20 protein-coding genes are annotated in these 24,404 nt (G+C 58.5%); 5 read left to right on the top strand and 15 right to left on the bottom strand.

Features of this window, described 5'->3' with window-relative positions; genetic code table 11:
* Positions 1–36 precede the first annotated feature (36 nt).
* Positions 37–345 carry a DUF721 domain-containing protein gene (locus IC234_RS15495; protein ID WP_317173389.1) on the top strand — a complete coding sequence of 103 codons (309 nt, stop codon included), beginning with the start codon at positions 37–39 and terminating at the stop codon, positions 343–345.
* Between the two features lie 272 nt (positions 346–617).
* Here IC234_RS15495 and IC234_RS15490 read toward each other — a convergent pair whose 3' ends face one another.
* On the bottom strand, positions 618–1,004 hold the full coding sequence (locus IC234_RS15490; protein WP_190926310.1) for a helix-turn-helix domain-containing protein: 387 nt from the start codon (positions 1,002–1,004) through the stop codon (positions 618–620).
* 262 nt (positions 1,005–1,266) lie between these two features.
* The gene (locus IC234_RS15485) at positions 1,267–2,121 is read right to left on the bottom strand and encodes a glycerophosphodiester phosphodiesterase family protein (protein WP_190926308.1); all 855 of its coding nucleotides are present in this window, start codon (positions 2,119–2,121) and stop codon (positions 1,267–1,269) included.
* Between the two features lie 139 nt (positions 2,122–2,260).
* Here IC234_RS15485 and IC234_RS15480 point away from each other — a divergent pair, with 139 nt between their 5' ends.
* Entirely contained in the window at positions 2,261–2,884 is a 624-nt protein-coding gene (locus IC234_RS15480) for a hypothetical protein (RefSeq protein WP_190926306.1), read from the top strand.
* Between the two features lie 82 nt (positions 2,885–2,966).
* Here the strand turns inward: IC234_RS15480 and IC234_RS15475 are convergent, their stop codons facing one another.
* The 3 genes from IC234_RS15475 to IC234_RS15465 all read right to left on the bottom strand — a co-directional run bounded on the left by IC234_RS15475 (position 2,967) and on the right by IC234_RS15465 (position 4,966).
* On the bottom strand, positions 2,967–3,236 hold the full coding sequence (locus IC234_RS15475) for a PLD nuclease N-terminal domain-containing protein (RefSeq protein WP_190926304.1): 270 nt from the start codon (positions 3,234–3,236) through the stop codon (positions 2,967–2,969).
* 101 nt (positions 3,237–3,337) lie between these two features.
* Positions 3,338–3,988, bottom strand: a complete 651-nt coding sequence (locus IC234_RS15470) for a rhomboid family intramembrane serine protease (RefSeq protein ID WP_317173388.1) — start codon at positions 3,986–3,988, stop codon at positions 3,338–3,340.
* 6 nt (positions 3,989–3,994) lie between these two features.
* A complete protein-coding gene (locus IC234_RS15465; protein ID WP_190926302.1) occupies positions 3,995–4,966 on the bottom strand; it encodes a polyprenyl synthetase family protein in 972 nt (323 codons plus the stop codon).
* 153 nt (positions 4,967–5,119) lie between these two features.
* Between IC234_RS15465 and IC234_RS15460 the strand changes: the two genes are divergently transcribed.
* Entirely contained in the window at positions 5,120–5,356 is a 237-nt protein-coding gene (locus IC234_RS15460; protein ID WP_190926300.1) for a hypothetical protein, read from the top strand.
* A gap of 208 nt (positions 5,357–5,564) precedes the next feature.
* Here the strand turns inward: IC234_RS15460 and rnr are convergent, their stop codons facing one another.
* The 8 genes from rnr to IC234_RS15420 form a co-directional block, all read right to left on the bottom strand.
* Positions 5,565–8,048: a ribonuclease R gene (gene rnr / locus IC234_RS15455; protein WP_190926298.1), complete on the bottom strand. Its 2,484-nt coding sequence runs from the start codon at positions 8,046–8,048 to the stop codon at positions 5,565–5,567.
* Positions 8,049–8,384: 336 nt separating this feature from the next.
* Positions 8,385–10,289 (bottom strand): ABC transporter ATP-binding protein, encoded by a 1,905-nt coding sequence (locus IC234_RS15450; protein WP_190926295.1) that lies wholly within the window; start codon positions 10,287–10,289, stop codon positions 8,385–8,387.
* A gap of 156 nt (positions 10,290–10,445) precedes the next feature.
* On the bottom strand, positions 10,446–10,805 hold the full coding sequence (locus IC234_RS15445) for a hypothetical protein (RefSeq protein ID WP_190926293.1): 360 nt from the start codon (positions 10,803–10,805) through the stop codon (positions 10,446–10,448).
* A gap of 118 nt (positions 10,806–10,923) precedes the next feature.
* Entirely contained in the window at positions 10,924–11,592 is a 669-nt protein-coding gene (locus tag IC234_RS15440; protein WP_190926291.1) for a lipoprotein signal peptidase, read from the bottom strand.
* A gap of 268 nt (positions 11,593–11,860) precedes the next feature.
* Positions 11,861–12,532, bottom strand: a complete 672-nt coding sequence (locus IC234_RS15435) for a lipoprotein signal peptidase (RefSeq protein WP_190926289.1) — start codon at positions 12,530–12,532, stop codon at positions 11,861–11,863.
* A 167-nt stretch (positions 12,533–12,699) separates the two neighbouring features.
* The gene (ileS, locus tag IC234_RS15430; protein WP_190926287.1) at positions 12,700–16,140 is read right to left on the bottom strand and encodes an isoleucine--tRNA ligase; all 3,441 of its coding nucleotides are present in this window, start codon (positions 16,138–16,140) and stop codon (positions 12,700–12,702) included.
* Between the two features lie 134 nt (positions 16,141–16,274).
* Positions 16,275–18,722 carry an efflux RND transporter permease subunit gene (locus tag IC234_RS15425; protein WP_190926285.1) on the bottom strand — a complete coding sequence of 816 codons (2,448 nt, stop codon included), beginning with the start codon at positions 18,720–18,722 and terminating at the stop codon, positions 16,275–16,277.
* A 238-nt stretch (positions 18,723–18,960) separates the two neighbouring features.
* Positions 18,961–20,463 carry a glycine--tRNA ligase gene (locus tag IC234_RS15420; protein ID WP_190926283.1) on the bottom strand — a complete coding sequence of 501 codons (1,503 nt, stop codon included), beginning with the start codon at positions 20,461–20,463 and terminating at the stop codon, positions 18,961–18,963.
* A 291-nt stretch (positions 20,464–20,754) separates the two neighbouring features.
* Between IC234_RS15420 and IC234_RS15415 the strand changes: the two genes are divergently transcribed.
* On the top strand, positions 20,755–22,164 hold the full coding sequence (locus IC234_RS15415; RefSeq protein ID WP_190926281.1) for an inorganic phosphate transporter: 1,410 nt from the start codon (positions 20,755–20,757) through the stop codon (positions 22,162–22,164).
* A 186-nt stretch (positions 22,165–22,350) separates the two neighbouring features.
* On the opposite strand, the gene IC234_RS15410 is transcribed toward IC234_RS15415, so the two are convergent.
* Together IC234_RS15410 and IC234_RS15405 are read right to left on the bottom strand one after the other, a co-directional pair.
* Positions 22,351–22,836 carry a hypothetical protein gene (locus tag IC234_RS15410; RefSeq protein WP_223827715.1) on the bottom strand — a complete coding sequence of 162 codons (486 nt, stop codon included), beginning with the start codon at positions 22,834–22,836 and terminating at the stop codon, positions 22,351–22,353.
* A gap of 116 nt (positions 22,837–22,952) precedes the next feature.
* Positions 22,953–23,447, bottom strand: a complete 495-nt coding sequence (locus IC234_RS15405) for a DUF4385 domain-containing protein (protein WP_190926279.1) — start codon at positions 23,445–23,447, stop codon at positions 22,953–22,955.
* 380 nt (positions 23,448–23,827) lie between these two features.
* Between IC234_RS15405 and IC234_RS21890 the strand changes: the two genes are divergently transcribed.
* Positions 23,828–24,157, top strand: a complete 330-nt coding sequence (locus tag IC234_RS21890) for a hypothetical protein (RefSeq protein ID WP_223827714.1) — start codon at positions 23,828–23,830, stop codon at positions 24,155–24,157.
* Positions 24,158–24,404 lie beyond the last annotated feature (247 nt).

Below are 24,404 nucleotides of genomic sequence, written 5' to 3'. Positions count from 1 at the left end.
GGGGCTTCTTTGCCCGTGGTTTAGGTTAACATTTCTGTGAAAAAGCACTCCTCCCCTTCCCGTTCCGGCGACATCTCTCTCAAGGAGGGTCTCGAAGCATTGGTCCGCACCTACCGCCTGCAAGGCAAGCTCAATGAGGTGACGGTGGTGTCGAGTTGGGAACGGGTCATGGGTAAGGCTGTGGCTTTGAAAACCCAGGAGGTGTACGTTAACAAAGGCCGCCTCTTTGTGCGCCTCACTTCGGCTCCCCTTAAGCACGAGTTGCTCATGGCGAAGACTAGGGTAGCCGAACTCATCAACGCAGAAGTAGGCGAAACGGTGGTTACCGAGGTTATTTTCCTCTAGGCGCCCGGCCTCTTCTTTCCTGCACCACCTCCCTCTACATAACCTTGGATTAAGGCTGCTTGGCAGCCTCCCTTCCCCACAGTCTGGCAGTGTCGGCTTGCGCGCCAGCAGCAATTCAGTGTAATCTTGTTTGGCAAAATCTGGGCTGTATAAGAACAGCAACTCGGTTGGCTCAGCAATCCTTTCGGCTACGCTTTTCACGCACAACAGTATTTGCGTGTTCAGCGTTCCGCTCAGCCACGAACAAAAATGTTTCACGTGGAACATTTTTGTCACTTAGGGCCATACACCTTCAACAGAAGTTCATTGTAGGCTTCTAGAAGGGAAATATACTTCGCCTGTAGTATTAAAAGCTGCTTAGCGGGGTCAGAATCTGATTGTTGAGGCTGTGTTACACGTTGCGTTACAGTATGTGTAACAACAGGCTTTTGTACAGGAGTTACAAATGGCAACATCGATTGTTGTAACGATGTAAAGTCATTAGAAAAATCATGATTGATGATGTCACCAATTCTTTTTACAAAGGTGTAATCAATTGTTTCTTCTTTGAATTTACGATAAATGGTAGGACGTGTAATCCCCATTTCCTCTACGATACGCGTAATGGAAATACCGCTGTTTTTGATGGCTTCCTGCAGGATTTCGCCTTGATGTGGCATATTGAGAGTGTTGCGTAACGCTGATGCAAATATGTTACTTATAATTCGATTAAACAAAACTGTTCGAATAAATATCGTACAGAAATGTACATAAATTACAAGTATTGCACTTGCGCAGAACGTTACATTTACAAAATATGTTTGTTGCAAATAGTGTAACACTGTATAAACAACAAAGTGTGTTACACCTAGATTGTAATTACACCAGTCTACTCGAGTCGGTTTGTACTAGCTGGCAATAGCTTGCTAGAAGGCAAAGGGCTTAAAATAGCTGGCCAAGCAGAGGCAGAAGTCGGTCGGGGTAGTCGGTGGTTATACCATCTACACCAAGCCGTATAAATCGACGCAGGTCGTCTGGCTCGTTTACAGTCCAGGGAACAATGCGAAGACCGGGGAATGCGGTACGCAGGGCTGTAACAGCCGTAACGGAAGCAGAATGAAAATCGGGACCCAGGGTAGTTGGAACGAAGCCTAGTTGTTGGACACTCTCTATCCAAGGCTGATGAGCTTCGAGCAGCAAGCAGGTGGCAAGGGAAGGCAAGGCGCGGTGGGCCAGTTGCAGTATGCGCGCATCAAAGCAAAGAAGTGTGGTGCGCGAAAGCACGCCCATGGAAGTGAGTTCAGCCAGCACCAAGGGCAGAAAATCGGAAGGTGATGGGGAAAAGATGTTATCGTATTCGGGCTCGCTTTTTATTTCAATGGAATAACCTACCGGGCGGCGCCCAAGCCGAAGGACCGCGCTTTCAACCGCGGCCAGAACTTCACTCAGCAGCGGCTTATAGGAGGGGTCAGCTACTTGTTCCGGGAAGCCCGGATGCGATTGCCCACAGTCGCACTGGCGAATGGAGACATAAGGCATACGGTACAGGTTGTGTTGCTGCGGAGGCGCATCTACGGCGATGGGATGCCCCTCGGGGCTGAGACAAAACAGCGGGTTGAGCCAGGGCTCATGCGAGACGACAACTTGCTTATCGGCCGAAATGACAACATCCATTTCCAGCACATCGACGCCCAACTCCAATGCGTGGAGAAAGGCGGAGAGAGTGTTCTCGGGACGTAGGCCGCGGCAGCCGCGGTGGCCGTGTACTTCGGGACGATGACGAACAGTGGGGTTCATATTGATTAGGCAAGGGAAACAAATTGGTTGTGAGCGGCCCAAACGTGCCGGAGGAAGCAGCTGATGGCAGAAAGCCATGGCCGCTTTTTACCCGCACTGTGGGGTACTTTTGCAGCTCACTTATCAGGCATATGCTTTCATGAAAAAACTGCTTCTACTTGTGTTGTTGCTGGCGCTAGGTGCCGGAGGCTATTACTACTACCGGAGCCTGAAAAATGGCCCCAAGGGTGCTTTGGTGTCGGCCGCGGCGGCGGTGCAGGCCCACGACATGGCTTCCTTTGAAAAGTACGTGGACGTAAACAGCGTCACTTCGCATCTGGTAGATGACGTGGCGCAGCAGGGCTCGGCGCTGACTTCTTTACTGCCGGGGGGCAGCCTGATGATGGGTGGCGCTCTGCGCATGCTCAAGCCCACGCTGGCCAAGGCTGCGCGGCAGGAGGTGCAACGCTACGTCGAAACGGGCTCGTTGGAGGCGGCTGCCGCGGCCGCACCGAAGCGGCTGGTGAACATCTCGCTGACGGGCCTGGCCGGGCGGGTGGTGAGTCCGGAAAGCGAATTTAAAGGCATCAAATACACCAGGGAGGAAGGCGACAACGCCTTTGTGGGTTTGGAGGTGACGCAGCCGAAATACGACACCACAATGGTGGTGGAAGTGAAGATGCGCCGGCAGGGCGACCATTGGCAGCTGACCCAAATCACGAACAGCGGCGAACTGCTGCGCGGCGTGGCCCGGCTCGAAAAGAAGCGGCTGTTGAACCGGTAGGACAACTAACGGTTGCTCGTTTCAAACAAAAAGCCCCGACCACATATGGTCGGGGCTTTTTGTTTGAAACGAGGTGGAACGACTACTTCCGGCCCGAGAAGAGGAAGTAGATAATGGAACCACCAATGGGGAAGAACCAGATAATAACGCCCCAGATGAGTTTCTTGCCTAGGCTCCAGTCTTGTTTCAGCAGGCTGATAACCGCTGCGATGGCGAGGATGAGGTAGATGACGCCGGCAATGGACAGGCTACCGTTGTCGTTGTAGCGGCTGCAGGAAGTGGCCAGCAACATCAGGGGAAGCAAAAGGGCCGTGAGGGGCAAGCGGGAAGCGAAGTGACGAAGGGTGTTCATGAGTAAGAGGGCAAAGTGAAAGAATGAACTTGCCCCTCATTACGCAACGCTCCACAAATAGATTATCTAAAAGCAATATTACTATTATAAATAGTTGTAAATCAAAACTTTGACTGAATAAACAAGCTAATTTGCTGCAGGAAGGCAGGGCCGGCTGTCGGAATGAAGGCTAATAGCAGCACTACGCCGAACAGCGCCCCGTAGAAGTGAGCGTCGTGGTTCACGTTGTCGGCGCGGCGGCGGGCCATGTAGTAGGAATAAGCGAGGTAGAGGAAGCCGAACAGGAACGGCTGAATGGGAAACGGGATGGGGAAAATGATGATGCCCTGCCCCGCGGGAGCAACCGGCATAAGCAGGATGCTGGCAAACAACACCGACGACACCCCGCCCGAAGCGCCAAGGCTGCGGTAGCCGGGGTCGTGCCGGTGCCGGAAATAGGTGGGCAAATCGGAAAGGATGATGCCTCCGAGGTACAGCGCCAGAAACAACCCAAGGCCTACGCCCTGGCCGTAGCCTTCGTATAGCGACCCCAACACGACCGGCGCGAAGGAATAGAAGGCAAACATGTTGAACAGGAGGTGGGCCCAGTCGGCGTGCAGGAAGCCGGAAGTGAGCAGGCGGTACCACTGGCCGCCGGAGCGGGCCATGCGGTAGGGGTCCATTATCCAGGAGTTCATCAGCTCGTCTTTCGACCAGGCATAGATGGAAATGGCGACCGTGAGGCCGATGAGAATGAGAACGGGACTGAGCACAGAAGATTAGTTTTCGCGGTCCATGAGCTGGAGCGCGAGGTGATGCAGGGGTTGCTTGCGCTCATTTAGCGCCGTTACGCGCTCCAAATGCTGCAGCGCGTCCTGGAAGTAGGTGTTGATGAGTGCCTCCGTCTGCGGGCGAATTTTGAGCTCATCGTAGATGGCCCGCACGGCCTGTACCTTGGCGTCGGCATCGGACACGGGCTGGCCGATGTGCTGAGCCAGGGTGGCCTGCTGAGCATCGTTAGCTTGGGCCTGGGCGGAGAGCAGGAGGAAGGTTTTCTTGTCGGAGATGATGTCGCCGCCCACGCGCTTGCCGAAGGTGGCGGCGTCGCCGTACACGTCGAGCAGGTCGTCGCGCAGCTGGAAGGCCAGGCCAATATCGGTGCCGAACTGGCGCAGGTGCTCGGCATCGTCCTCGGAAGCGCCGGCGAGGCGGGCGCCCAGCTCCAGGCAGAAGCCGAGGAGGACGGCCGTTTTCAGGCGAATCATGTCTAGGTATTGGGCGATGCTGACCTGGGGTTCGGTCTCGAAATTCATGTCCCACTGCTGGCCTTCGCAAACCTCGGCGGCCGTCTGGCTAAAGCGGGCGAGGATGCGCGGGAGCAGTGCGGACGGCACGTCCAGGAACAGTTCGTAGGCCCGCACCAGCATCACGTCGCCGGAGAGGATGGCGACGTTGGGGTTCCACTTTTCGTGCACGGTGGCCTGGCCGCGGCGCAGGGGGGCCTGGTCCATCAGGTCGTCGTGGAGCAGGGTGAAGTTGTGGAAGACTTCGGTGGCCAGGGCGGGCTTGAGGATGCCGCTAAGCTCATCGGTGAAAAGGTGGGCGCCGAGCAGCGTGAGCAGCGGTCGGATGCGTTTGCCGCCCAGGCCCATGATGTAGCGGATGGGAGCGTAGAGGGTATCGGGCTGCTCGCCGTAGCTGAGCTGCGCCAGGGCGGCGGTGATGTTAGCGGGGAAGTCGGCTGGGGTCATAGGTGGTACAAAGAACGGGGGCATCTGTCATTGCGAGTGAGACGCAGCGGAACGCGGCAATCTGTCCTCTCAAAGCCAGACGCCTGATAAAGCGACAAGCCCCGGCTCTAGTTAGAATCGGGGCTTGTCGAGCTTTAGATTTCCTCATTGTTCATGCATCGCTGCCCCGCTATTGGCACAATAAATCCAGTAGCCAAGGTGCAAGAGAAAGGCAATCGCGAAGAACATATCGGCTTTTTCAGGCCTGCCTTTCCGGAGGACTACGGTCGCCAAGAAGATGCTGAAAAGGTGCACAAGCAGCAAGAAGCCGGACAGCATCATCCCGAAGAAGATGGAATCATCATTGAAGTACTCCCGCCCATGTTCACCGTAGTGCAACTTGTATGCTGAGTTGAGAAACGTCAGATACAGTAAGCCGATTGAGGAGAAGGTGTACTTGATAAATCGGAGCATCAGCGAGGCCTGCAGGGTGCTGGTAAAGCTAGACGAAAAAGCCCCGACTCTGTAGAGCCAGGGCTTGTCACATCTCAAGGTTGGTTACATCGAGAGGAAGGATTGCCGCGGTTCGCTGCGCTCCCCTCGCAATGACAGGCGAAGGCTAGCGGCGCTTGTTGCCCTTGTGGCCACCCTTGCTGTGGCCCTTGCCGCTGCTGTGGTCGCGGTAGCCGCGGGGCTCGCTGTTGCGCTGCTTGCGCTCGTCGGCTTCGCGCTTTTTCACATGGTCGGGGCGGTCGTCGACCAGCTCGAAGTCGATGGTGCGGTCGAGCAGGTTGGCAGATTTTACGACCACCATCATCTCGTCGCCGAACTGGATGATGCGCTTGTTGCGGCGGCCCACGATGCGGTAGTTGTCCTTGTCGAGCTCGTACTCGTCGCCGGGAATGTCGCTGATGCGGACCATGCCCTCGCACTTGTTCTCCTCGATTTCGATGTACATGCCGCGCTCCGTCAGGCCCGACACCACGCCCTTGAAGACGTTGCCGATTTCATCGGCCATGAACTCGACCTGCTTGAATTTGATGCTGGCGCGCTCGGCGTTGGCCGCCAGTTTCTCGCGGGCCGAGGAGTGCTTGCACTCTTCTTCCACGGGCTCGACGGCCACGTTCTTGCCGCCGAGCAAGTAGTGCTCCAGCAGGCGGTGCGCCATCATATCCGGGTAGCGGCGGATGGGCGAGGTGAAGTGCGAGTAGTGGTCAAAAGCCAGGCCGAAGTGGCCGAGCGGCTCGGTGGTGTAGATGGCCTTGCTCATGGTGCGAATGGCCAGGCCCTGGAGCACATTCTGCTCGGGCTTGCCCATCACCTCGGAGCTAAGGTTGTTGAGCTCGGTGCTGATTTTTTTCGGGTTTTCGAGCTTGAGCTTGTAGCCGAATTTCTGGGCGAAGAGAGCGAAGGTCTGGAGGCGTTCGGGCTCGGGCGCGTCGTGGGTGCGGTACACCATCGTGAAGCGCGGCTTGGTCTTTTTGAGGTTGAACACGAACTCGGCCACCTTGCGGTTGGCCAGCAGCATGAACTCCTCAATCATCTTGTGGGCGTCCTTCCGCTCCTTCACATACACGCCGAGGGGCTTGCCGTTCTCGTCGAGCCGGAACTTCACTTCCTGGGTTTCGAAGGTGATGGCACCCTGCTTGAAGCGCAGCGCACACAGCTTATGCGCGATGCCGTTCATCAGATTTATCTCCTCGGCGTACTCGCCCTCCTTGCTTTCGATGCGCTCCTGCGCCTCCTCGTAGCTGAAGCGGCGGTCGGAGTGAATGATGGTTTTGCCGAACCACGACTCGTAGAGCTTGCCGTTTTCATCGAGCTCGAACACGGCCGAAAAGGTCAATTTGTCCTCGTGCGGGCGCAGCGAACAGAGGCCGTTGGAGAGACGCTCGGGCAGCATCGGAATCACGCGGTCGACCAGGTAAACCGAGGTGGCGCGGTGCTTGCCCTCGCGCTCCAGCTCGGTGCCGGGGCGCACGTAGTGGGTGACGTCGGCGATGTGCACGCCGATTTCCCAGTGGCCGTTTTCCAGCTTCTGAATGCTCAGGGCATCGTCGAAATCCTTGGCGTCGGCGGGGTCGATGGTGAAGGTGGTGATGTTGCGGAAGTCGCGGCGGCGGGCAATTTCATCCTGCTCAATAACCTCGCTGATGCCTTCCGATTCCTCTTCCACTTCGGAGGGGAATTCGAAGGGCAAACCGAACTCGGCCATGATGGCGTTTATCTCGGCCTCGTTGCCGCCGGCCGCGCCGAAGTTGCGGATGACCTCGCCCACCGGCTGCCGGCTGCTGTCCTCCGGAAACTCGTTGATGCGGACCAGCACCTTGTCGCCGTTGCGCGACTCGTGCAGCAAATGCGGCGGCACGAACACGTCGAAATACACCTTGCGGTTGTCGGGCTTCACGAAGCCGAGCGTGCCCTGAATCTGGATGCGGCCGACGATTTCGGGGCGCACCCGCTTGAGCACTTCCACCACGTCGCCCATCGGCCGGCCGTCGCGCGAGCCGCTGCGCAGGCGCACCCGCACCACGTCGCCCTGCAGGGCGAACTTGAGTTGGTCGGTGAACACGCGGATGTCGTCGCCACCATCTACACCCTCCGGCACCACGAAGGCAAAGCTTGGCGTAGCTAAATCGACGGTACCGATGATGGTGTTAGATGGAGCGCGTTCTGGTCGGTCGTCGCCGTCGACGTGGTCGAAGCCGGCGTAACGGCGGCGGTGCACAATGGGGTCCTGGCCAAACTCGGCCTGCACCGAACGGTTGCGGGGCGGGGCGATGGGCGAGTCGCCTTTTTTGGTTGATTTTTTGGCGCTGGACGGCATCAAAGCTGCTGCCACGGCGTCGGTATCGGCGAGGCGGTATTCGTCGTTTTGGAGCAGCGTAATAAGGCCGTTTTTGCGCAGCACCTTGATGTGGGCAAAAATCTCCTCGCGCTGGCCCTTGGTCGTGACGCCGAGGCGGCGCGAGAGCTGGCGGTAGGCGAGGACTTTGGTGGGGTTGTCGGCGAAGACGCGCAGGACTTGGTCTTGGGTGATGGCCGCGGGTTCGGGCTTTTCGCGCTTGGCGCGGGGAGCCCGGGAGTTTTCGGGGGTATTCATTTGGGTAAAAATTGGCCGCCGAAAAGTGGTTTGGTCGCAGGCGGCGAGAGCGGAAAAATGAGTGGCTGGCTGGGCCGCGCCGCTTAGTGAAACGCGGGCCGGGCCGGGAGGTTGTAGCGCGGGCTCTGTGAGTCCGCGCGGGGTTGGGATTGACGCCGTAGCCGCCAGAAGCTGGAGCTTCGCTGGCGCTGCTTGAGTAGCATCTGGCGGCGCAAGGTATTGAGGCAAGCGCGGAGTAGCGCGAACCCTGTAGCGTGGACTCTGCGAGTCCGCGCCTGGGCGAACGACATACCGCCCAACGATGCGCGGACTCGCAGAGTCCACGCTACAGCCCAGCTAGGCCCTACTGGCTACGGCGGCTTCGATGTCGGCCAGGCTGTCCTTCGGGATGGCGGCCAGCAGGCCTTGGGTGTATTCGTGTTGGGGAGCGGCGTAGATGGCCGCCGCCGGGCCGCTTTCCACGATGCGGCCCTGGTGCATGACCAGCAGCCGGTCGCTCATAAACCGGGCCACGGACAGGTCGTGCGTGATGAACAGATAGGTGATGCCGAACTCGCGTTTGAGGTCGTTGAGCAGGTTCAGAACCTGCGCCTGCACCGAGACATCGAGGGCCGAAACCGACTCGTCGCAGACAATCAATTTGGGCTGCAAGGCCAGCGCCCGGGCAATGCAGATGCGCTGCCGCTGCCCGCCACTGAACTCGTGCGGGTAGCGCTGGAAATGCTCGTCGCGCAGCCCCACGGTGCGCAGCAGCTCCAGCACTTTCGCCTTTTGCTGCTGGCGGGTGCCGCCCACGTTGTGCACGCGCATCGGCTCCCAGATGGCCTCGCCCACGGTCAGCATCGGGTTGAGGGCCGCGTAGGGGTCCTGAAACACCAGCTGCAAATCACGCCGACGGCGGCGCAGGTCCTCGCTCGACAGCTTCGCCAAATCGGTCCCTTCAAACAGGATGCTGCCCGCCGTTGGTTCCGTGAGGCGGAGCAGCGCCCGACCCAGCGTGGTCTTGCCGCAGCCCGACTCGCCCACGAGGCCGATGGTTTCGCCGGGGTAGAGCGTGAAGCTGACATCGTCCACGGCCCGCACGTAATCGGTAGCGCGGCGGAAGAAGCCTTTGCGGAGCGGGAAGTAGACCTGGAGGTTTTGAACCTGGAGAAGCGGTTCAGCACCGTTGGGCGCGGCGGTCACGGTGGGGGCGGCAACGGGCGCCGAAGTAAGCTCGGCAGGGCGTGGAACATCCCCCAAAACGCCATGTTCCACGGGGAACGTTTTGGCGGTTTCAATTTTATCGTGTAACTGCTGGGCCTCCACTTCGGGCGAAGATTCCGCAAGTGCCTCATCTGGCAGCGGAAGCACGGGCTCGGGCTGGGCCAATAATTGCCCGCTGGCGTCTTCCCGCATGAAATCGGCCACCACAGGGAGGCGTTTTTTGCCCACCGAAAGGCGCGGACGGCACGCCAAGAGGCCTTTTGTGTACGGATGTTGCGGATTTTTAAAAATATCCAGCACCCTCCCCTGTTCCACGATTTTGCCCCGGTACATCACCAGGATGCGGTCGGCGATTTCGGCCACCACGCCGAGGTCGTGGGTAATGAAGAGGACGGCCGTGTTGTGCTGGCGGCGCAGGTCGTCAATCAGGCGCAGCATGCGGGCCTGCACGGTCACGTCGAGGGCCGTGGTGGGCTCGTCGGCGATGAGCAGGGCCGGGCGGCAGGCCATGGCCATGGCAATCATGACGCGCTGCTTCTGGCCGCCCGAGATTTCGTGCGGGTAGCTGCCGAAAATGGCTTCGGGGCGCGGCAGCTGCGCCTCGGTGAATAGCTCGATGGTGCGGGCCTTGGCGGCGGCCTCGCTGAGGTCGGTGTGGAGGCGCAGGGCTTCCACCACCTGGCTGCCGCAGGTGTACACGGGGTTCAGCGAGGTCATCGGCTCCTGGAAAATCATGCCGATGTCGTTGCCGCGCACCTGGCGCAGGTCGGCTTCGGAGAGCTTCAGCAGGTCGGTCTGGCCCAGCTTTTCGGACTGGAAGAGGGCCTGCCCGCTGCTGATGCGGCCGGGCGGCATCGGAATCAGCCCCAGCAGCGCCAGCGACGACACGGACTTGCCCGAGCCCGACTCGCCCACAATGGCCAGCGTTTCGCCCCGGTGCAGTTCAAACGACACGTTGTCCACGGCCCGCACGTCGCCGCGGTGGCTGGAGAAGTCAATGGTGAGGTTGGAAACGGTGAGCAGCGGGTTGGGCACGGAGGGAATTATGGGTGGCAGTTTGGGGTGGTTTCGAACCGGTTTAAGCAGTTTGGATACGCAAGAACGTCAATACACCAGAACGTCATGCTGAGCGTAGTCGAAGCATCTCTACCGCTTCGTTAAGAAACCGTAGAGATGTATTGCGTTTTAGAGCTATTTGGTAAAAACGGTGTCGCTCTTATAGATTTTCCAAACGCCTGACATTTGTCTCACCGCGTGCGCTTCAATAGCAGCAGTAGCTTTTTCTCCTCCTAATTTGATACGAAGAACAACCGAGTCTTCAGAAGAAGTCAGTGAGTTTAGACTGTATTCCTCAGAATAAATTTCCCCTGTTCGACGGAGTATCCTTAGCGAACTTTTAGCACCGTGTATAGCTGCAAGAACTGCCTCGGAATGGTCGCCTAACTTCTGTTTGTACATGAAGTCACTCAGGAAGTCGAAAGAAAAATAGAACACAATCCCTACTGCTAAAATCAGTAAGTATTTTTTCAGCGAGAATCTTCCTATTTGCATGAATGACAATTAATTAATTCACTTCTCTCAACGAAGCGGTAGAGATGCTTCGACTGCGCTCAGCATGACGTTCTAGTATCACCATTCAACTATCGTTCAACGTTCTGCCTCTCCCCTACTACGCCAGCTTCTCAGCATCGGCAGCGACTAGGGGCTGGGGCTCGTTGGGAGCGGCGGCGGGCTGCGATTCGTTGAAAAAGCGGCTCTGGTTGAGCAGAATCAAGGCGACGCCGATGAAGATGGACGAATCGGCGATGTTGAAGATGGGGAAGCCGCCGCTGTACGAGCCGCCGATGAGGGGCCAGGATTTGGGGAAATAACCCACGTACAGCGGCACGTAAATCATGTCGATGACCTGGCCGTAGAACCAGCGCGTAGGCGAGCCTACAGGGGCATTATTGTAGATAATTCCGTAGAAAATCGAGTCAATCAGGTTGCCCACGGCCCCGCCGAGGATGAGGGCCATGCAGGCGATGTAGCCGGCCGCCACGCGCTGGCGGCAAAGGCGAATAATGTAGTAAATCAGCCCGCCCACGGCCAGCATGCGGAAGCCGGTGAGTACCAGCTTGCCGTAGGGCGCGGGCAGCTCGGCCCCGAAAGCCATACCGGGGTTCAGCGTGTAGGTGAGCTTGGCCCACTGGCCGAAAATCGGGATTTCGCCGGCCGAACCGAGCTGCATGTAGGTGTGCACCAAATACTTCGAGAGCTGGTCGATGGCAATGATGAACAGGGCAAGTAGGAAGAATTTAGCCGCAGAATGCTGGCGGGTAGTGAGCGTTGGGTGCATTTTAGAATAGGGCAATGGGAATGCAAAGAACGGCAGGAAGTGTCGGCCTTGGCGTCAACCTCACCCCCTGACCCCCTCTCCAAAAAAGAGGGGGCACCGGATATGCCGCAACGATTCATAAACGAAAAGAGCCCAACGCATTGCGCTGGGCTCTTTGTTCTAACTGCTCCGAACCGGTGCCCCCTCTTTTTTGGAGAGGGGGTCAGGGGGTGAGGTTGACGGCAGGCGAAGCGAGCGAGATGCCTCGGCTACGCTCGGCATGACGTTCCTACCCCAGATTCTCCGAGTCGGGAGCTACCAGCGGCTCGCGCTGTTTCTCAGCCACGGCCACCGGCTCTTCCTGCTTGAAAAAACGGCTCTGATTGAGCAGAATCAAGGCCACGCCAACGAAAATGGCGGAATCGGCGATGTTGAAAATGGGCCAGAGCGAGACGTACTTCCCTCCTATCAACGGCCAGTTTTGGGGCAGGAAGCCTTCGTAAATGTCCACGTAGAGCATGTCGATGACCTGGCCGTAGAACCAGCGCGTGGGCGAACCAAAAGGCGCGTTGTCGTAGATAACGCCGTAGAAAACCGAGTCAATCAGGTTGCCCACAGCGCCGCCGAGGATGAGGGCCATGCAGGCGATGTAGCCGCCGGCGGCGCGCTGCCGGCAGAGGCGAATGATGTAGTAGCTCAAGCCAAATACGGCCAGCAGGCGGAACCCACTGAGCACCAGCTTGCCATACGGTGCGGGCAGCTCGGCGCCGAAGGCCATGCCGGGGTTCAGCGTGTAGTGCAGCTTGAACCAGTGGCCGAAAACGGGGATTTCGCCCCCCATGCCGGGCTGCATGTAGGTGTGCACGGCCCACTTCGAGAGCTGGTCGAGGGCAATGACGAACAGCGCCAGCAGGAAGAATTTAGCCGCGTTTTGCTGGCGAGTGGTGAGCGTTGGATGCATGCAGACGGGGCCAAAAGTGGCGGGAGCGACGGCCTGTTTTATTACCGTCCTTTTGTACCTTTTACAACTGATTGTCTGAGGCTTTGTGCGACCAAAGACGAGCTTATTGATTGTTTGTGCGGCCGAGGACTCGCCGGGGATTTCACCTCCCAACGAGTCGTTCAGCCTCAGGTAGTTGCGACCTCCAGCCGAACCGGCACGGAGTAGTCATCAAATTCGAGCACCGAGCCGCCGCTGATTTCGGGCGCGAATTCGAGCGCGAGGGCCTGCGTTTCGGTGCGGATGTAGTCGCCGAACGCGGCCACGGCGGCCGTGAGCTCGGGCTGCTGGTCAGCCAGCGTGACGCGGATTTTGTCCTGCACTTCCAGGCCCGAGTCTTTGCGCAGATTTTGCAGGCGGTTCACCAGCTCGCGGGCTAGGCCTTCCTGGCGCAGCTCGTCGGTCAGGGTCACGTCGAGGGCTACGGTGAGGGGGCCGTCGGTGGCCACGAGCCAGCCGGGCAGGTCGTCGGTGCGGATTTCCACATCGTCGGGCGCTAGCGTGATGGGCTGGCCATCCACCTCCACGGCGAGGCTTCCCTCCTTCTCCAGCTTTGAGATTTCGGCGGCCGTCATCTGCTGAATGCGGGCGCCCACGGCCTTCAGGCGCGGGCCATATTGCTGGCCGAGGCGCTTGAAATTGGGCTTCACCGACTTCACCAGCACGCCGCTTTCGTCGTCGAGGAATTCGATGTGCTTTACGTTGATTTCGGCGCAAATCAGGTCCTCCACGAGGCCCACTTGCTCCTTGGTCGAGTCGTTCAGCACCGGCACTAGGATGCGCTGCAGGGGCTGGCGCACCTTCAGCACCGACTTTTTGCGCAGCGAGTGGGCCAGCGAGCTGATGCGTTGGGCCAGTTCCATGCGCTCCTCCAGCTTCGGGTCGATGCGGGCCGTATCGGCCTCCACCAGCAGCGTCAGATGCACCGATTCCGGGGCCAGGGGCGTGTTTTTGGCCACGGCCTCGGCGCGCATGCCGTCGGTCATGTTCTTGTACAGCCACTCGCCGAAGAAGGGCGCGATGGGCGACATCAGCTGCGCCACCACCACCAGGCATTCCTGCAGGGTTTCGAAGGCAGCGCGCTTATCCTGAGTGAGTTCGCCTTTCCAGAAACGGCGGCGCGACAGGCGCACGTACCAGTTCGAGAGCTGGTCGGTCACGAAATCCTGGATGGCGCGGGCGGCCTTCGTGGGGTCGTAGTTGTCGAGGTGCCCGCGCGCTTCCACAATCAGCGACTGCAGTTTGCTCAGCACCCAGCGGTCCAGCTCGCTCAATTCGGCGTGCGGCACGCGGTCGAATTCGCTGGTCTGAAACTCGTCCAGGTTCGCGTAAAGCGCATAGAACGAGTACGTATTGAAGAGCGTGCCGAAGAAACGACGCTGCACTTCGGTCACGCCGGCGGGGTCGAACTTGAGGTTGTCCCACGGTGGCGCGTTGGCAATCATGTACCAGCGGGTGGCATCGGGGCCGAACTGCTTGATGGTGGCAAACGGGTCGACGGCATTGCCGAGGCGCTTGCTCATCTTGTTGCCGTTCTTATCGAGCACCAAGCCGTTGGCAATCACGTTTTTGAAAGCCACGGAGTCTTCCAGCATCACGGCCAGGGCGTGCAGTGTGAAGAACCAGCCGCGCGTTTGGTCCACGCCTTCGGCGATGAAATCGGCGGGGAAATTCTTCTGGAACTGGCCCTCGTTTTCAATCGGATAGTGCCACTGGGCGTAGGGCATGGCGCCGCTGTCGAACCATACGTCGATGAGGTCAGGCTCGCGGTACATGGGCTGGCCGGTGGGCGAGACGAGGAAAATATCGTCGACGTAAGGCCGGTGCAGGTCCACTTTTTCGCCGTTGGCGTAGGGGTTGTGGGTCATGATTTCGGCCGCCACGGCCTTGTCAATCTCCGCCTTCAGCTCGGCGATGCTGCCGATGCAGATTTCCTCCGTCCGGTCCTGGGTGCGCCAGATGGACAGCGGCGTGCCCCAGTAGCGCGAGCGGCTTAAGTTCCAGTCTACCAGGTTCTCCAGCCAGTTGCCGAAACGGCCGGTGCCGGTGCTTTCGGGCTTCCAGTTGATGGTTTTGTTGAGCTCGATGAGCCGGTCCTTCACCGCCGTGGTCTTGATGAACCAGGAATCGAGCGGGTAGTAGAGCACGGGCTTGTCGGTGCGCCAGCAGTGCGGGTAGGTGTGCTCGTACTTCTCCACCTTGAAGGCCGTGCCGTCGCCCTTCATCTTGATGACGATGCTCTCGTCCAGCGTTTTATAGTCGGCGCCGGTTTCGTCGTGGCCGTCGTAGTTCTTCACCCAGCGGCCCGCAAACTCGCCCATTTGGGGCACGTAGCGGCCCGTCCGGTCCACGATGGGGCCGAGCGTGCCTTCGGCATCCGGCACCATCAGCGCCGGGATGTCGGCCAGCTGCGCGGCCCGGAAGTCGTCGGCGCCAAACGTGGGCGAGATGTGCACGATGCCCGTGCCGTCCTCCGTGGTCACGAAGTCGCCGTTGATAACGCGGAAAGCCCGCTCCTGCCCTTCGAAATGGGGGAAGCCTTGGTCTGGGCCGAACAGTCGCTCGTAGTTGATACCGACAAGGTCGGCACCGGTAAATTCTTCAAATACGTTCCAGCGGGTAACTAGGCCCTTTTTGTCTACGATTGGGTCATCAACATTCCACCGGAAATCTACATTGTCCAGGTTGTTATCCTCAGTAGTCGAGAAATACTTCCCGAATAACGCTTTCGCAAGGACTACTTGTTGCTCCTTATTTGTGTACGGGTTAACGGTATTAACCAACAAATACTGAATGTTCTTGCCAACAGCTAACCCCGTGTTAGCAGGCAAAGTCCAGGGAGTAGTTGTCCACGCAAGGATGTATACATCACCTGACTGATGAGAAGGGCTGAATAACAATTCTTCCGACTTCTCATCTCGCTTCACCTTGAACTGCGCCACCACGGTCGTGTCCTTCACGTCCTTGTAGGTGCCGGGCTGGTTCAACTCGTGCGACGAAAGGCCGGTGCCGGCAGCCGGCGAGTACGGCTGGATGGTGTAGCCCTTGTAGAGCAAGCCTTTGTCGTAGAGCTTCTTGAGCAGCGCCCAGCAGCTCTCGATATACTCCGGCTCGAAGGTCACGTAGGGGTCGTTGAGGTCGACCCAGTAGCCCATTTTCTCGGTCAGGTCGTCCCACTGCGCCTTGAAGCGCATGACGGTTTCCTTGCAGCGCTGGTTGTAGTCCTCCACGCTGATTTTCTTGCCGATATCCTCCTTCGTGATGCCCAGCTCCTTCTCCACCTGCAGCTCGATGGGCAGGCCGTGGGTATCCCAGCCGCCTTTGCGGGGCACTTGCTTGCCCAGCAGCGTCTGGTAGCGGCCGAAAATGTCCTTCACCGTGCGCGCCATCACGTGGTGGATGCCGGGCGCACCGTTGGCCGACGGGGGACCTTCGTAAAACACGAACGTGGGCTGGCCTTCGCGGCTGCTCACGCTCTTTTCAAAGATGCCGTGCTCCTTCCACCAGGCGAGGACATCCTCGCCGAGCTGGCCGTAGTTGAGCGGCTGCTTGTATTCGGGGTATTTCATTGTTCAGTTTTAGAACGATGTAGAGACGCATACTTGCGTCTCGTCGTTGAACGGTAATCGATAGAATTTCAGGGCAAACGAGGCCCGCACGACGCGGACGACGAGACGCAAATATGCGTCTCTACATCGTTCATTTAAATCGAGTAATCGCCTTCGTAGTCGGAGGCTTTGTGCATTTCTTTCAGGTTCAGGTCGGCATCATCGTCCTCCTCGTGGTACGACTCATCGTAGTGCCGGATGAGGGCGTTGTTGTCGATGTCGCTGCTCTTGCCGTGCTCGAACGTCACGAGCAAAGCGGGCAACAGAATCAGGTTGGAGAAGTTCGTTATCAACAACGACGCCGCCATTAACAATCCCAAGGCCTTGGTGCCGCCAAACTCGCTGAAAGCGAAGATGCTGAACCCTACAAACAACACAATGCTTGTGTAAATCATGCTGGTACCCGCCTCGCTCAGCGTCACGGATACGGCTTCGCGCACGCGCTGGCCATTCAGGGCCATTTCCTGGCGAAATTTTGCTAATAGGTGAATGGAGTTATCCCCATCTATCCCCAGCGCAATCACGAAAATCAGGGCCGTACTGGGCTTGAGCGCAATGTTGAAATAGCCCATAATGCCGGCCGTGAGAATCAGCGTCACGGCATTAGGGATGAGCGCAAACAGCACCGTTTTAAACGAGCGGAACAGGATGAGCACCACCAAACCCACCAGCCCGAAAGCCATCAACAGGCTCTCCTGGAGGGTGTGAATGACGTATTCGTTGCCCTTCGTGAAGATGATTGTCGTGCCCGTGGGGCGGATGTCCATGCCCGTGCCTTTGAAGATGCGATTCATCTCCGGGATGATTTTCGTGTTCATCAGCGTGTCCAGGTTCTGGGAACCGATGTCGGCGATTTTTAGGCTGATGCGGGCTTTCTGGCCGGTGCTGTCGGCGAAGGAGCGCAGGAGCTTGCTGTTCATGCCCGCGCCGGCGGCGTTGCCTTTGGAGTTGGCCAGGGCGCTGAGGATGAAGTTCTTCTCGGAATTGTCCGGGAGGCGGAAGAAGCTGGGGTCGCCGTTGTAGAAGGCCTGGGTGCTGGCCTTGAGGAAGGTGACCAAGCTGACGGGCGGCGACAGCTCCGGCTGGGTCCGCAGAAACTTCTCGAACTGGTCGATTTTCTCCAGGTTCTTCAGCTTCAGCAGGCCGCGCTTCTTGTGGGTATCCACCTCAAATTCCAGCGGCATCACGCCGTTGAAGTGGCTTTCAAAGAAGGCCAAATCGGCGTTCACGGAGCTTTTCTTGGGCAAGTCGTCGACCATGTACGACACGGCGTCGATGCGCGAGATGCCGATGGCGGCAATGCCCACCATCACCAGGGCCGCAATGTAGACCGTGGGCCGACGGTCGAGCACGAGGTAGTCGAAAAACTCCAGGAGCTTGGTGAGCGGCTTGGCGTCGAGGTGTTCCAGCTGCTTGGGCGTGGGCGGCGGCAGGTAGGTAAACACGGCCGGAATCAGGATGAAGCTGATGACGAAGGCCGCGAAAATGTTGATGGTGGCCACCAAGCCAAACTGGTAGAGAATGGCAATGTCGGTGAAGGCAAACACAATGAAGCCCACGGCCGTGGTTGTGTTGTTCATGAGGGTGACAAGGCCGATTTTGCGGATTACCCGCGTCATGGCCAGCATCTGGTTGCCCGATTTGCGGTAGTCGTAGTGGTAGCGCGAGAGCAGGTAAGTGCAGTTCGGGATGCCGATAACGATGATGATACTCGGTATTAACCCCGTTAATAGGTTGATTTTAAAGCCCAGCAGCACAATGGAGCCGATGCACCAGACGACGGTGACGCCCACCACAATGAGCGGAAACAGCACCGCCGACCACGTGCGGAAGAACACCAGCAGCGTGATGCCGGTCACAATCATGGCCAGAATGGTGAAAAATTTCATTTCCCCGGCCACTTTGCTCGTCATCGTGGAGCGCACGTAGGGCAGGCCGGCGTAGTGCAGCTTGATGCCGGTTTTCTTCTCAAACTTCTCCGAGAAGCCTAAGATGTTGTTCATCACCGCCTGGCGCTTCGAGGAGTTCAGGTATTTCGGGTCCATGGTGAGGGCCAGCAGCGTGGCGCCCGTGGTGGGGCTGATGAGCTGGCCCTTGTAAAACTCTACGCTGTTCACCACGCGCATCAGGCTGTCGAGCTGCTTCTGGCTGCGGGGCGGCGTCCGGAAAATGGGCGCGGCTTTGAAGCTGTTATTCGCGGTGTCCTTGCTGATGTTGAGCAGCTTGCTCACGCTAAGCACCCCGTTCACGCCTTCTACTTTGGCCAGGGTATCGGTGAGGATGCGGAACTCATTGAAGTTGCCCAGCTTGTACACCGAACTGTCCTGCATGCCGATAACCAGCACGTTGCCGTCTTCCCCAAACCGCTGCTTGAACTGCTTGAAGTAAATCATGTCCGGGTCCTGCTCGCTCACCACCTGAGCGAAGTCGTAGGTCATTTCCACGTCCTTGGCCTTCCAGGCCATGAACACGGTGATGGCGGCCAGCACCGCAATCAGCGACAGGCGAAACCGGATGATGAAGACGGCGAGCTGTTCCCACATAAAACCCTGCAAAAACGCAAAGTTACGCCAAGGGCGGGCGCGCCTTTGTCATCGCAAGCGGAACACAGTGCGGCGCGGCAATCCGTCCTCTCCCTGCGACTAGCTTCGAGAGGCGACAAAACGCAAACAAAAAGCCCCGGCTCATGGCAGAACCGGGGCTTTTCACACTAGAAGGCTGCTCGCTGAGAACAGGACGGATTGCCACGGCCTGCGGCCTCGCAACGACAGAGGCCCGTTCCTATAGCTGCTCGAAGATGCGGCGGGGGCTCACGGCCTCGCCGATGTAGGCGCGCAGTTCCGAGATGGCCATGCGGGTTTGCTCGCGCGAGTCGCGGTGGCGCACGGTCACGGTGTTGTCCTCCAGCGTCTGGCCATCGACCACGATGCAGAAGGGCGTGCCGATGAGGTCCTGGCGAGTGTAGCGCTTGCCGATGGCGTCGCGCTCCTCCAGCACCAGGCGGAAGTCATACTTCAGCGCGTCGAAGATTTCCTGGGCTTTCTCGGGCATGCCGTCTTTGCGCACCAGCGGGAAGATGGCGGCTTTCACCGGGGCCAGGGCCGGGTGCAGCTTCAGGAAGGTGCGGGTTTTGGTTTGCTGGGCCTCGCCCTCCCCTTCGGTAATGGTTTCTTCCTGGTAGGCGTTGCAGAGCGTGGCCAGGAACAGACGGTCGGCGCCCACCGAGGTTTCGACCACGAAGGGCACGTAGTTGCCGTAGGCCTTGCCGGTGGCGGGGTCGATGTCGGCGTCGAAGTACTGCTGCTTCTTGCGGCTCAGGTTCTGGTGCTGGGTCAGGTCGAAGTCGGAGCGGGAGTGAATGCCCTCGATTTCCTTGAAGCCGAAGGGAAACTCAAACTCGATGTCGACGGCCGCCTTGGCGTAGTGGGCCAGCTTGTCGTGGTCGTGGAAGCGCAGCTTCTCGGCCGGCAGGCCAATGGCCTCGTGGAACTTACGGCGGGCAGCTTTCCAGGTGTCGTACCACTCGCCTTCGGTGCCAGGGCGCACGAAGAATTGCATCTCCATCTGCTCAAACTCCCGCATGCGGAAGATGAACTGCCGGGCCACAATCTCGTTCCGGAAAGCCTTGCCGATTTGGGCAATGCCGAACGGAATTTTCATGCGGGCCGACTTCTGCACGTTCAGGAAGTTCACGAAAATGCCCTGGGCGGTTTCGGGGCGCAGGTACACGGGCGGCGCCTCCGAGTCCACGGCCGAGCCTTGGGTGGAGAACATCAGGTTGAACTGACGCACTTCGGTCCAGTTGCCGGTGCCGGATACGGGGCACTTAATTTTCTCGTCGAGGATGAGCTGGCGCACGCCGGCCAAGTCGTTGGCCGTGAGCAGGCGGCCCATCTCGGCGGTGAGGGCGGCGCCGCGGGCGGGGTCGCCGGCGTTTTCGTACTCAGCGGCTTTTTCTTCGAGCAACACGTCGGCGCGGTAGCGCTTTTTGCTGTCGAGGTTGTCAATGAGCGGGTCGTTGAAGCCGGCGATGTGGCCGCTGGCTTCCCAGGTGCGCGGGTCCATGAAAATGGCGGCGTCGATGCCCACCACGTTGCCGTGCAGCTGGGTCATGGCGTCCCACCACAGGCGCTTGAGGTTGTTTTTGAGCTCCACGCCGTTGGGGCCGTAGTCGTACACGGCGGCCAGGCCGTCGTAGATTTCCGAGGACTGGAACACGAAACCGTATTCCTTGGCGTGGGCCACGATATCTTTTAGTTGCGCGGGTTCTGCTGCTGGGTTCATGCGTGCAAAAGTAGCCCGATGTGGCGCAAGCTGAAACTTCTGCGTAGAAGGCGCGAAATCCGGAACGTGATTAGAACCCCATTAAAAGAACACCCAGCCGAACCCAGCCAGCACATTTCCCCGGGGCAGGCCCTACCCACTCTCGCGGCAAAGAAGCTTCGGCTACCTTTCGCAGCACGTTCTGCGGCATTCTCCCCGGCCCCTGTTCACAATTCGGTAACATGCCGTCTGTGAGCCACCTCCCTACCTTTGACCCATGATTACACTCAATTTCCCACAAAACCGCCTTTTATGTTTGGTTTAGGTTTAGAGCCTCACGTGCTTATTCTGCTCGTCCTGTGCCTGCTTGCGGCCTGCGCGTTCGAGTTCGTGAACGGCTTCCACGACACGGCCAACGCCGTGGCCACCGTGATTTACACCAACGCCCTCCGGCCGTGGGTGGCCGTGGTCTGGTCTGCCTTCTGGAATTTCATCGGCGTATTTGCCGGCGGCATCGGGGTGGCCATGGGCATCATTTACTTGCTGCCCGTCGAAACATTGGTCGACCAGAACGTTTACCACGGCATTTCCATGGTGGGCGCGCTCATCCTGGCCGCCATCATCTGGAACGTCGGCACCTGGTACTACGGCATTCCGGCTTCGAGCTCGCACGCCCTCATCGGGTCCATTTTGGGGGTGGGCATCGCGTTTTCGCTGCTGCCCGAGTCCAAGGGCGCGGCCGTGAACTGGAGCAAGGCCGGCGAAACCGGCATTGCCTTGCTCGTGGGCCCGCTGCTGGGTTTCGCGCTCACCATCGGCCTGATGTTCCTGTTCAAGCGCTTCGTGCGCAGCAAGGCCATTTTTAAGGAGCCGCACAAGCGCAAGCCCCCGCCCCTCTGGATTCGCCTCACCCTGATTACGACTTGCACGCTGGTGAGCTTCTTTCACGGCTCCAACGATGGCCAAAAGGGCGTGGGCTTGGTGATGCTGATTCTGATTGGCATCGTGCCCTTCCGCTTTGCTCTCGACGAAACCAAGAACCCGCTCGACCTGCGCGGGTCCCTCACCAAGGTGGAGTACGTGATGAGCCGCGTCAACCAAGCCGACCTCAGCCCCAACGACCAGAAAACCCTGGCCGAAATACAGGCCGAAACCGCCGACCTCGACCGCATCTTCGCCGGCAAAACCGACATCAAGCAACTGCCCCAGCAAACGCGCTTCGAGATTCGGCGCGACGTGCTGCTGCTCACCAGCAAAGCCAAAAAGCTCCTCGGCTCCGAGAAAGTGAGCCTGAGCTCGGCCGACCGCAAAACCTACGACGACGCCACCAAGGAGATGAAAACCTTCACCGACTACGCCCCCTGGTGGGTGCTGCTGATGGTGAGCCTTTCCTTGGCCGTGGGCACCATGATAGGCTGGCAGCGCATCGTGAAAACCATCGGCGAGCGCATCGGCAAGGAGCACCTGAGCTACGCGCAGGGCGCCAGCTCCGAGCTGGTGGCCGCCGCCATGATTGGCGCCAGCACCTGGCTGAAGCTTCCCTCTTCGACCACCCACGTGCTCACGTCGAGCATCGCGGGCAGCATGGTGGCCAGCCGCGGCGTGAAGAACATCAACCCCGGCATGGTGCGCAACATCGCGCTGGCCTGGGTGCTCACGCTGCCCGTCACCATGGTGCTCTCGGGCTTGCTGTTCCTGCTGTTCCGCGCGGTGCTGGGCTAGCTTGCGCCACGCTTACACAAACAAAAAGGCTGCTCCTCAACGGGGCAGCCTTTTTGTTTGCTCGCCTTGTTAGCAAACCGGGTGCGTGCTAGCAAAACGCAAAATCTGGGGGATAACCCCACTGTTTTTAGTTACTTATCCACTTATCCACAGCAAAAACAAGACTAAATGTGGATAACCAAGCAATTACTTGGGCCACTGCACCTCCATGTCGTCGTTGATGAAGACGCCGAAATTGACGAATTGCAGCTCGCCTTCTTCGAAGTACAGGTCAATCATCGACTTCTCGTAGGAGAGGCGCACGGCGCCCTCTTCCATGGTTTCAATTTCGGGCGTGGGCTGGCTGTGGCGCTGCATGAGTGCCTTCACCTGGTCGATGCTCCGGCCGTAGATGGCCTCGCCGAACAGGCGCATGTTGGGGTTGTCGGTTTCGATGCAGCTCAGGCGGAAGTCGTCTTCGCGGTCGAAGTAGAGGGAGAGGAGGTAGTCTTCCTCGTGGTAGTTCCAGGCTTGGTGCTCGAAGTCGTCGTCGTCGTCGGACTCTTCAATTTCTTCGGGCTCGCCCACTAGGGTGCGCACCTCGTCCATGGTGGCGCCAAAGCGCAACGGGCCCATGCCGGTGCCCAGAATAATTTCGTTTTCCTCGATGCTGGAGGATTGGGGAGTGCTCATGGCGTTGGGGTGAAGGGTAGTAGGCAAAGGTAGGGTTGTATTGATTAGTGGTTAACGGTTAGTGGTTAATGATTGTGCATCTGAGCCATTAATCACTAGCCGTTAACCACTAATCATTATTTGCCATACTTTTCCATGAATGCCTCCTTCTGCCGCAGGTACTCGGGATTGGCCTTGGCCTCGTCCCATTTGCGCTTGAAAATGGCAGCGGCCTCCACCTTGTCCGGGTCGGGGTGCGTGGTGCGGGGCAACTCGGCGCGGCCGTGGGCGCCGCTCTGGCCTTTTTTGTTGTCGGGCACGGGGCCGGCGTATTTCTTGCCGCCTTTGTGGTTGGCGTAGCGCCGGGCCCGCGTAAAGCCCATCTGAATGAATTTGCGGGCCATGTCAGCGCCCACAAAATCGTGGGTCTTCAAATAAGCCTCAAACAAGCCGTAAATCGTCTCCGACGACTCCCGGGCCGCCGCAGCGTCTTTGAAGCGCCAGTGCGGCAAAATTTCGCCCTTGTAGGGCTGCACCAGCAGTACGCCCTGCTCGCCCCGGCCCACGCGATATAGTTCGGGGTGCTGGCGAAAGTCAACGGTATGGAAATCGAGGGTGTAGTCGAACGGCATTCCAGAATAGGGGAGGTGTGCCCGGTTTGTACGCAAGCAGTGGAAAACCGGTGGGAGCAGGTGGAAAACCCTTCCCCGGCGAGCCGCCGGAAAATCCTGAGTCGGACTACTTCTTTCTGACCCGAGCCAAACGCTTGCGGCCCGGGCCGACCCCTGAGCCGGGACCAAGTACCTGAAGCGCGTCCCAAACCTTTGAACCAGGACAAAACGCTTGAGTCGCGTTTTCCCCAACCTTAACTTTTTATTAAATTTTTTCTAAAAAACTCTTTTTGTTTCCACTCATTAGGGACGTTGATAAGTGGATAAGCCGAAAGGGTTATCCCCAGCGGGGAAAACGTGGGGGTAACGTGAGCCTTTTCCACCCACTATCCACCGGCATTGTGGATAATAAAATACTGTTTAACAAACACTTGATTGATTTTTCAACATCCGGACGGGGTTTCCACATTTTTATTATCCCCGCCCAAATGGGCATGTGGGAAGGGCCGCTGGCCCGGAGAAGTTATCCCCGGTTATCCCCGTGGAAAAACCCCTGTGCGGAGCGGGAAACGACCAAAAAAACTTGTGCCCGCTTTATCCCCCGGCTAGCCCAATGTTTCCACCAGGTTATCCCCGAAATTTCCCACACCGTCAAAACCGTGTGGAAAAGCCCGTGGAAAAACGGTGGATTAGTGCCCAAAATGGACCTCAGTTACTGGAATCAGGCATAAGTTTTCCACGAAATGGGGGAAACGGGGCCTTTAAGGCGCATGAAACCGCCTCCGAACTCCTGTATAGCGCCAGGGCCGAGCTGTGCGGCCAATCATTAAAACAGAATCGTTGCTGAGAGAGTGAACGGCCCGGTGGGCCACGCTCCTCCCCTACGCCGTGCAGGCGTAACATCCACGCACCAGGGCAACACCAGCGCCTTTCCCGGCCGTTGAGCAGCGGCAAACAAGGACCGGGCCCGGTCGGAAG

The organism is Hymenobacter armeniacus (assembly GCF_014699055.1).
Taxonomy (GTDB): Bacteria; Bacteroidota; Bacteroidia; order Cytophagales; family Hymenobacteraceae; genus Hymenobacter; species Hymenobacter armeniacus.
Note: the sequence above shows the minus strand (reverse complement) of the source record. Positions and strands in the feature narration are given on the sequence as shown.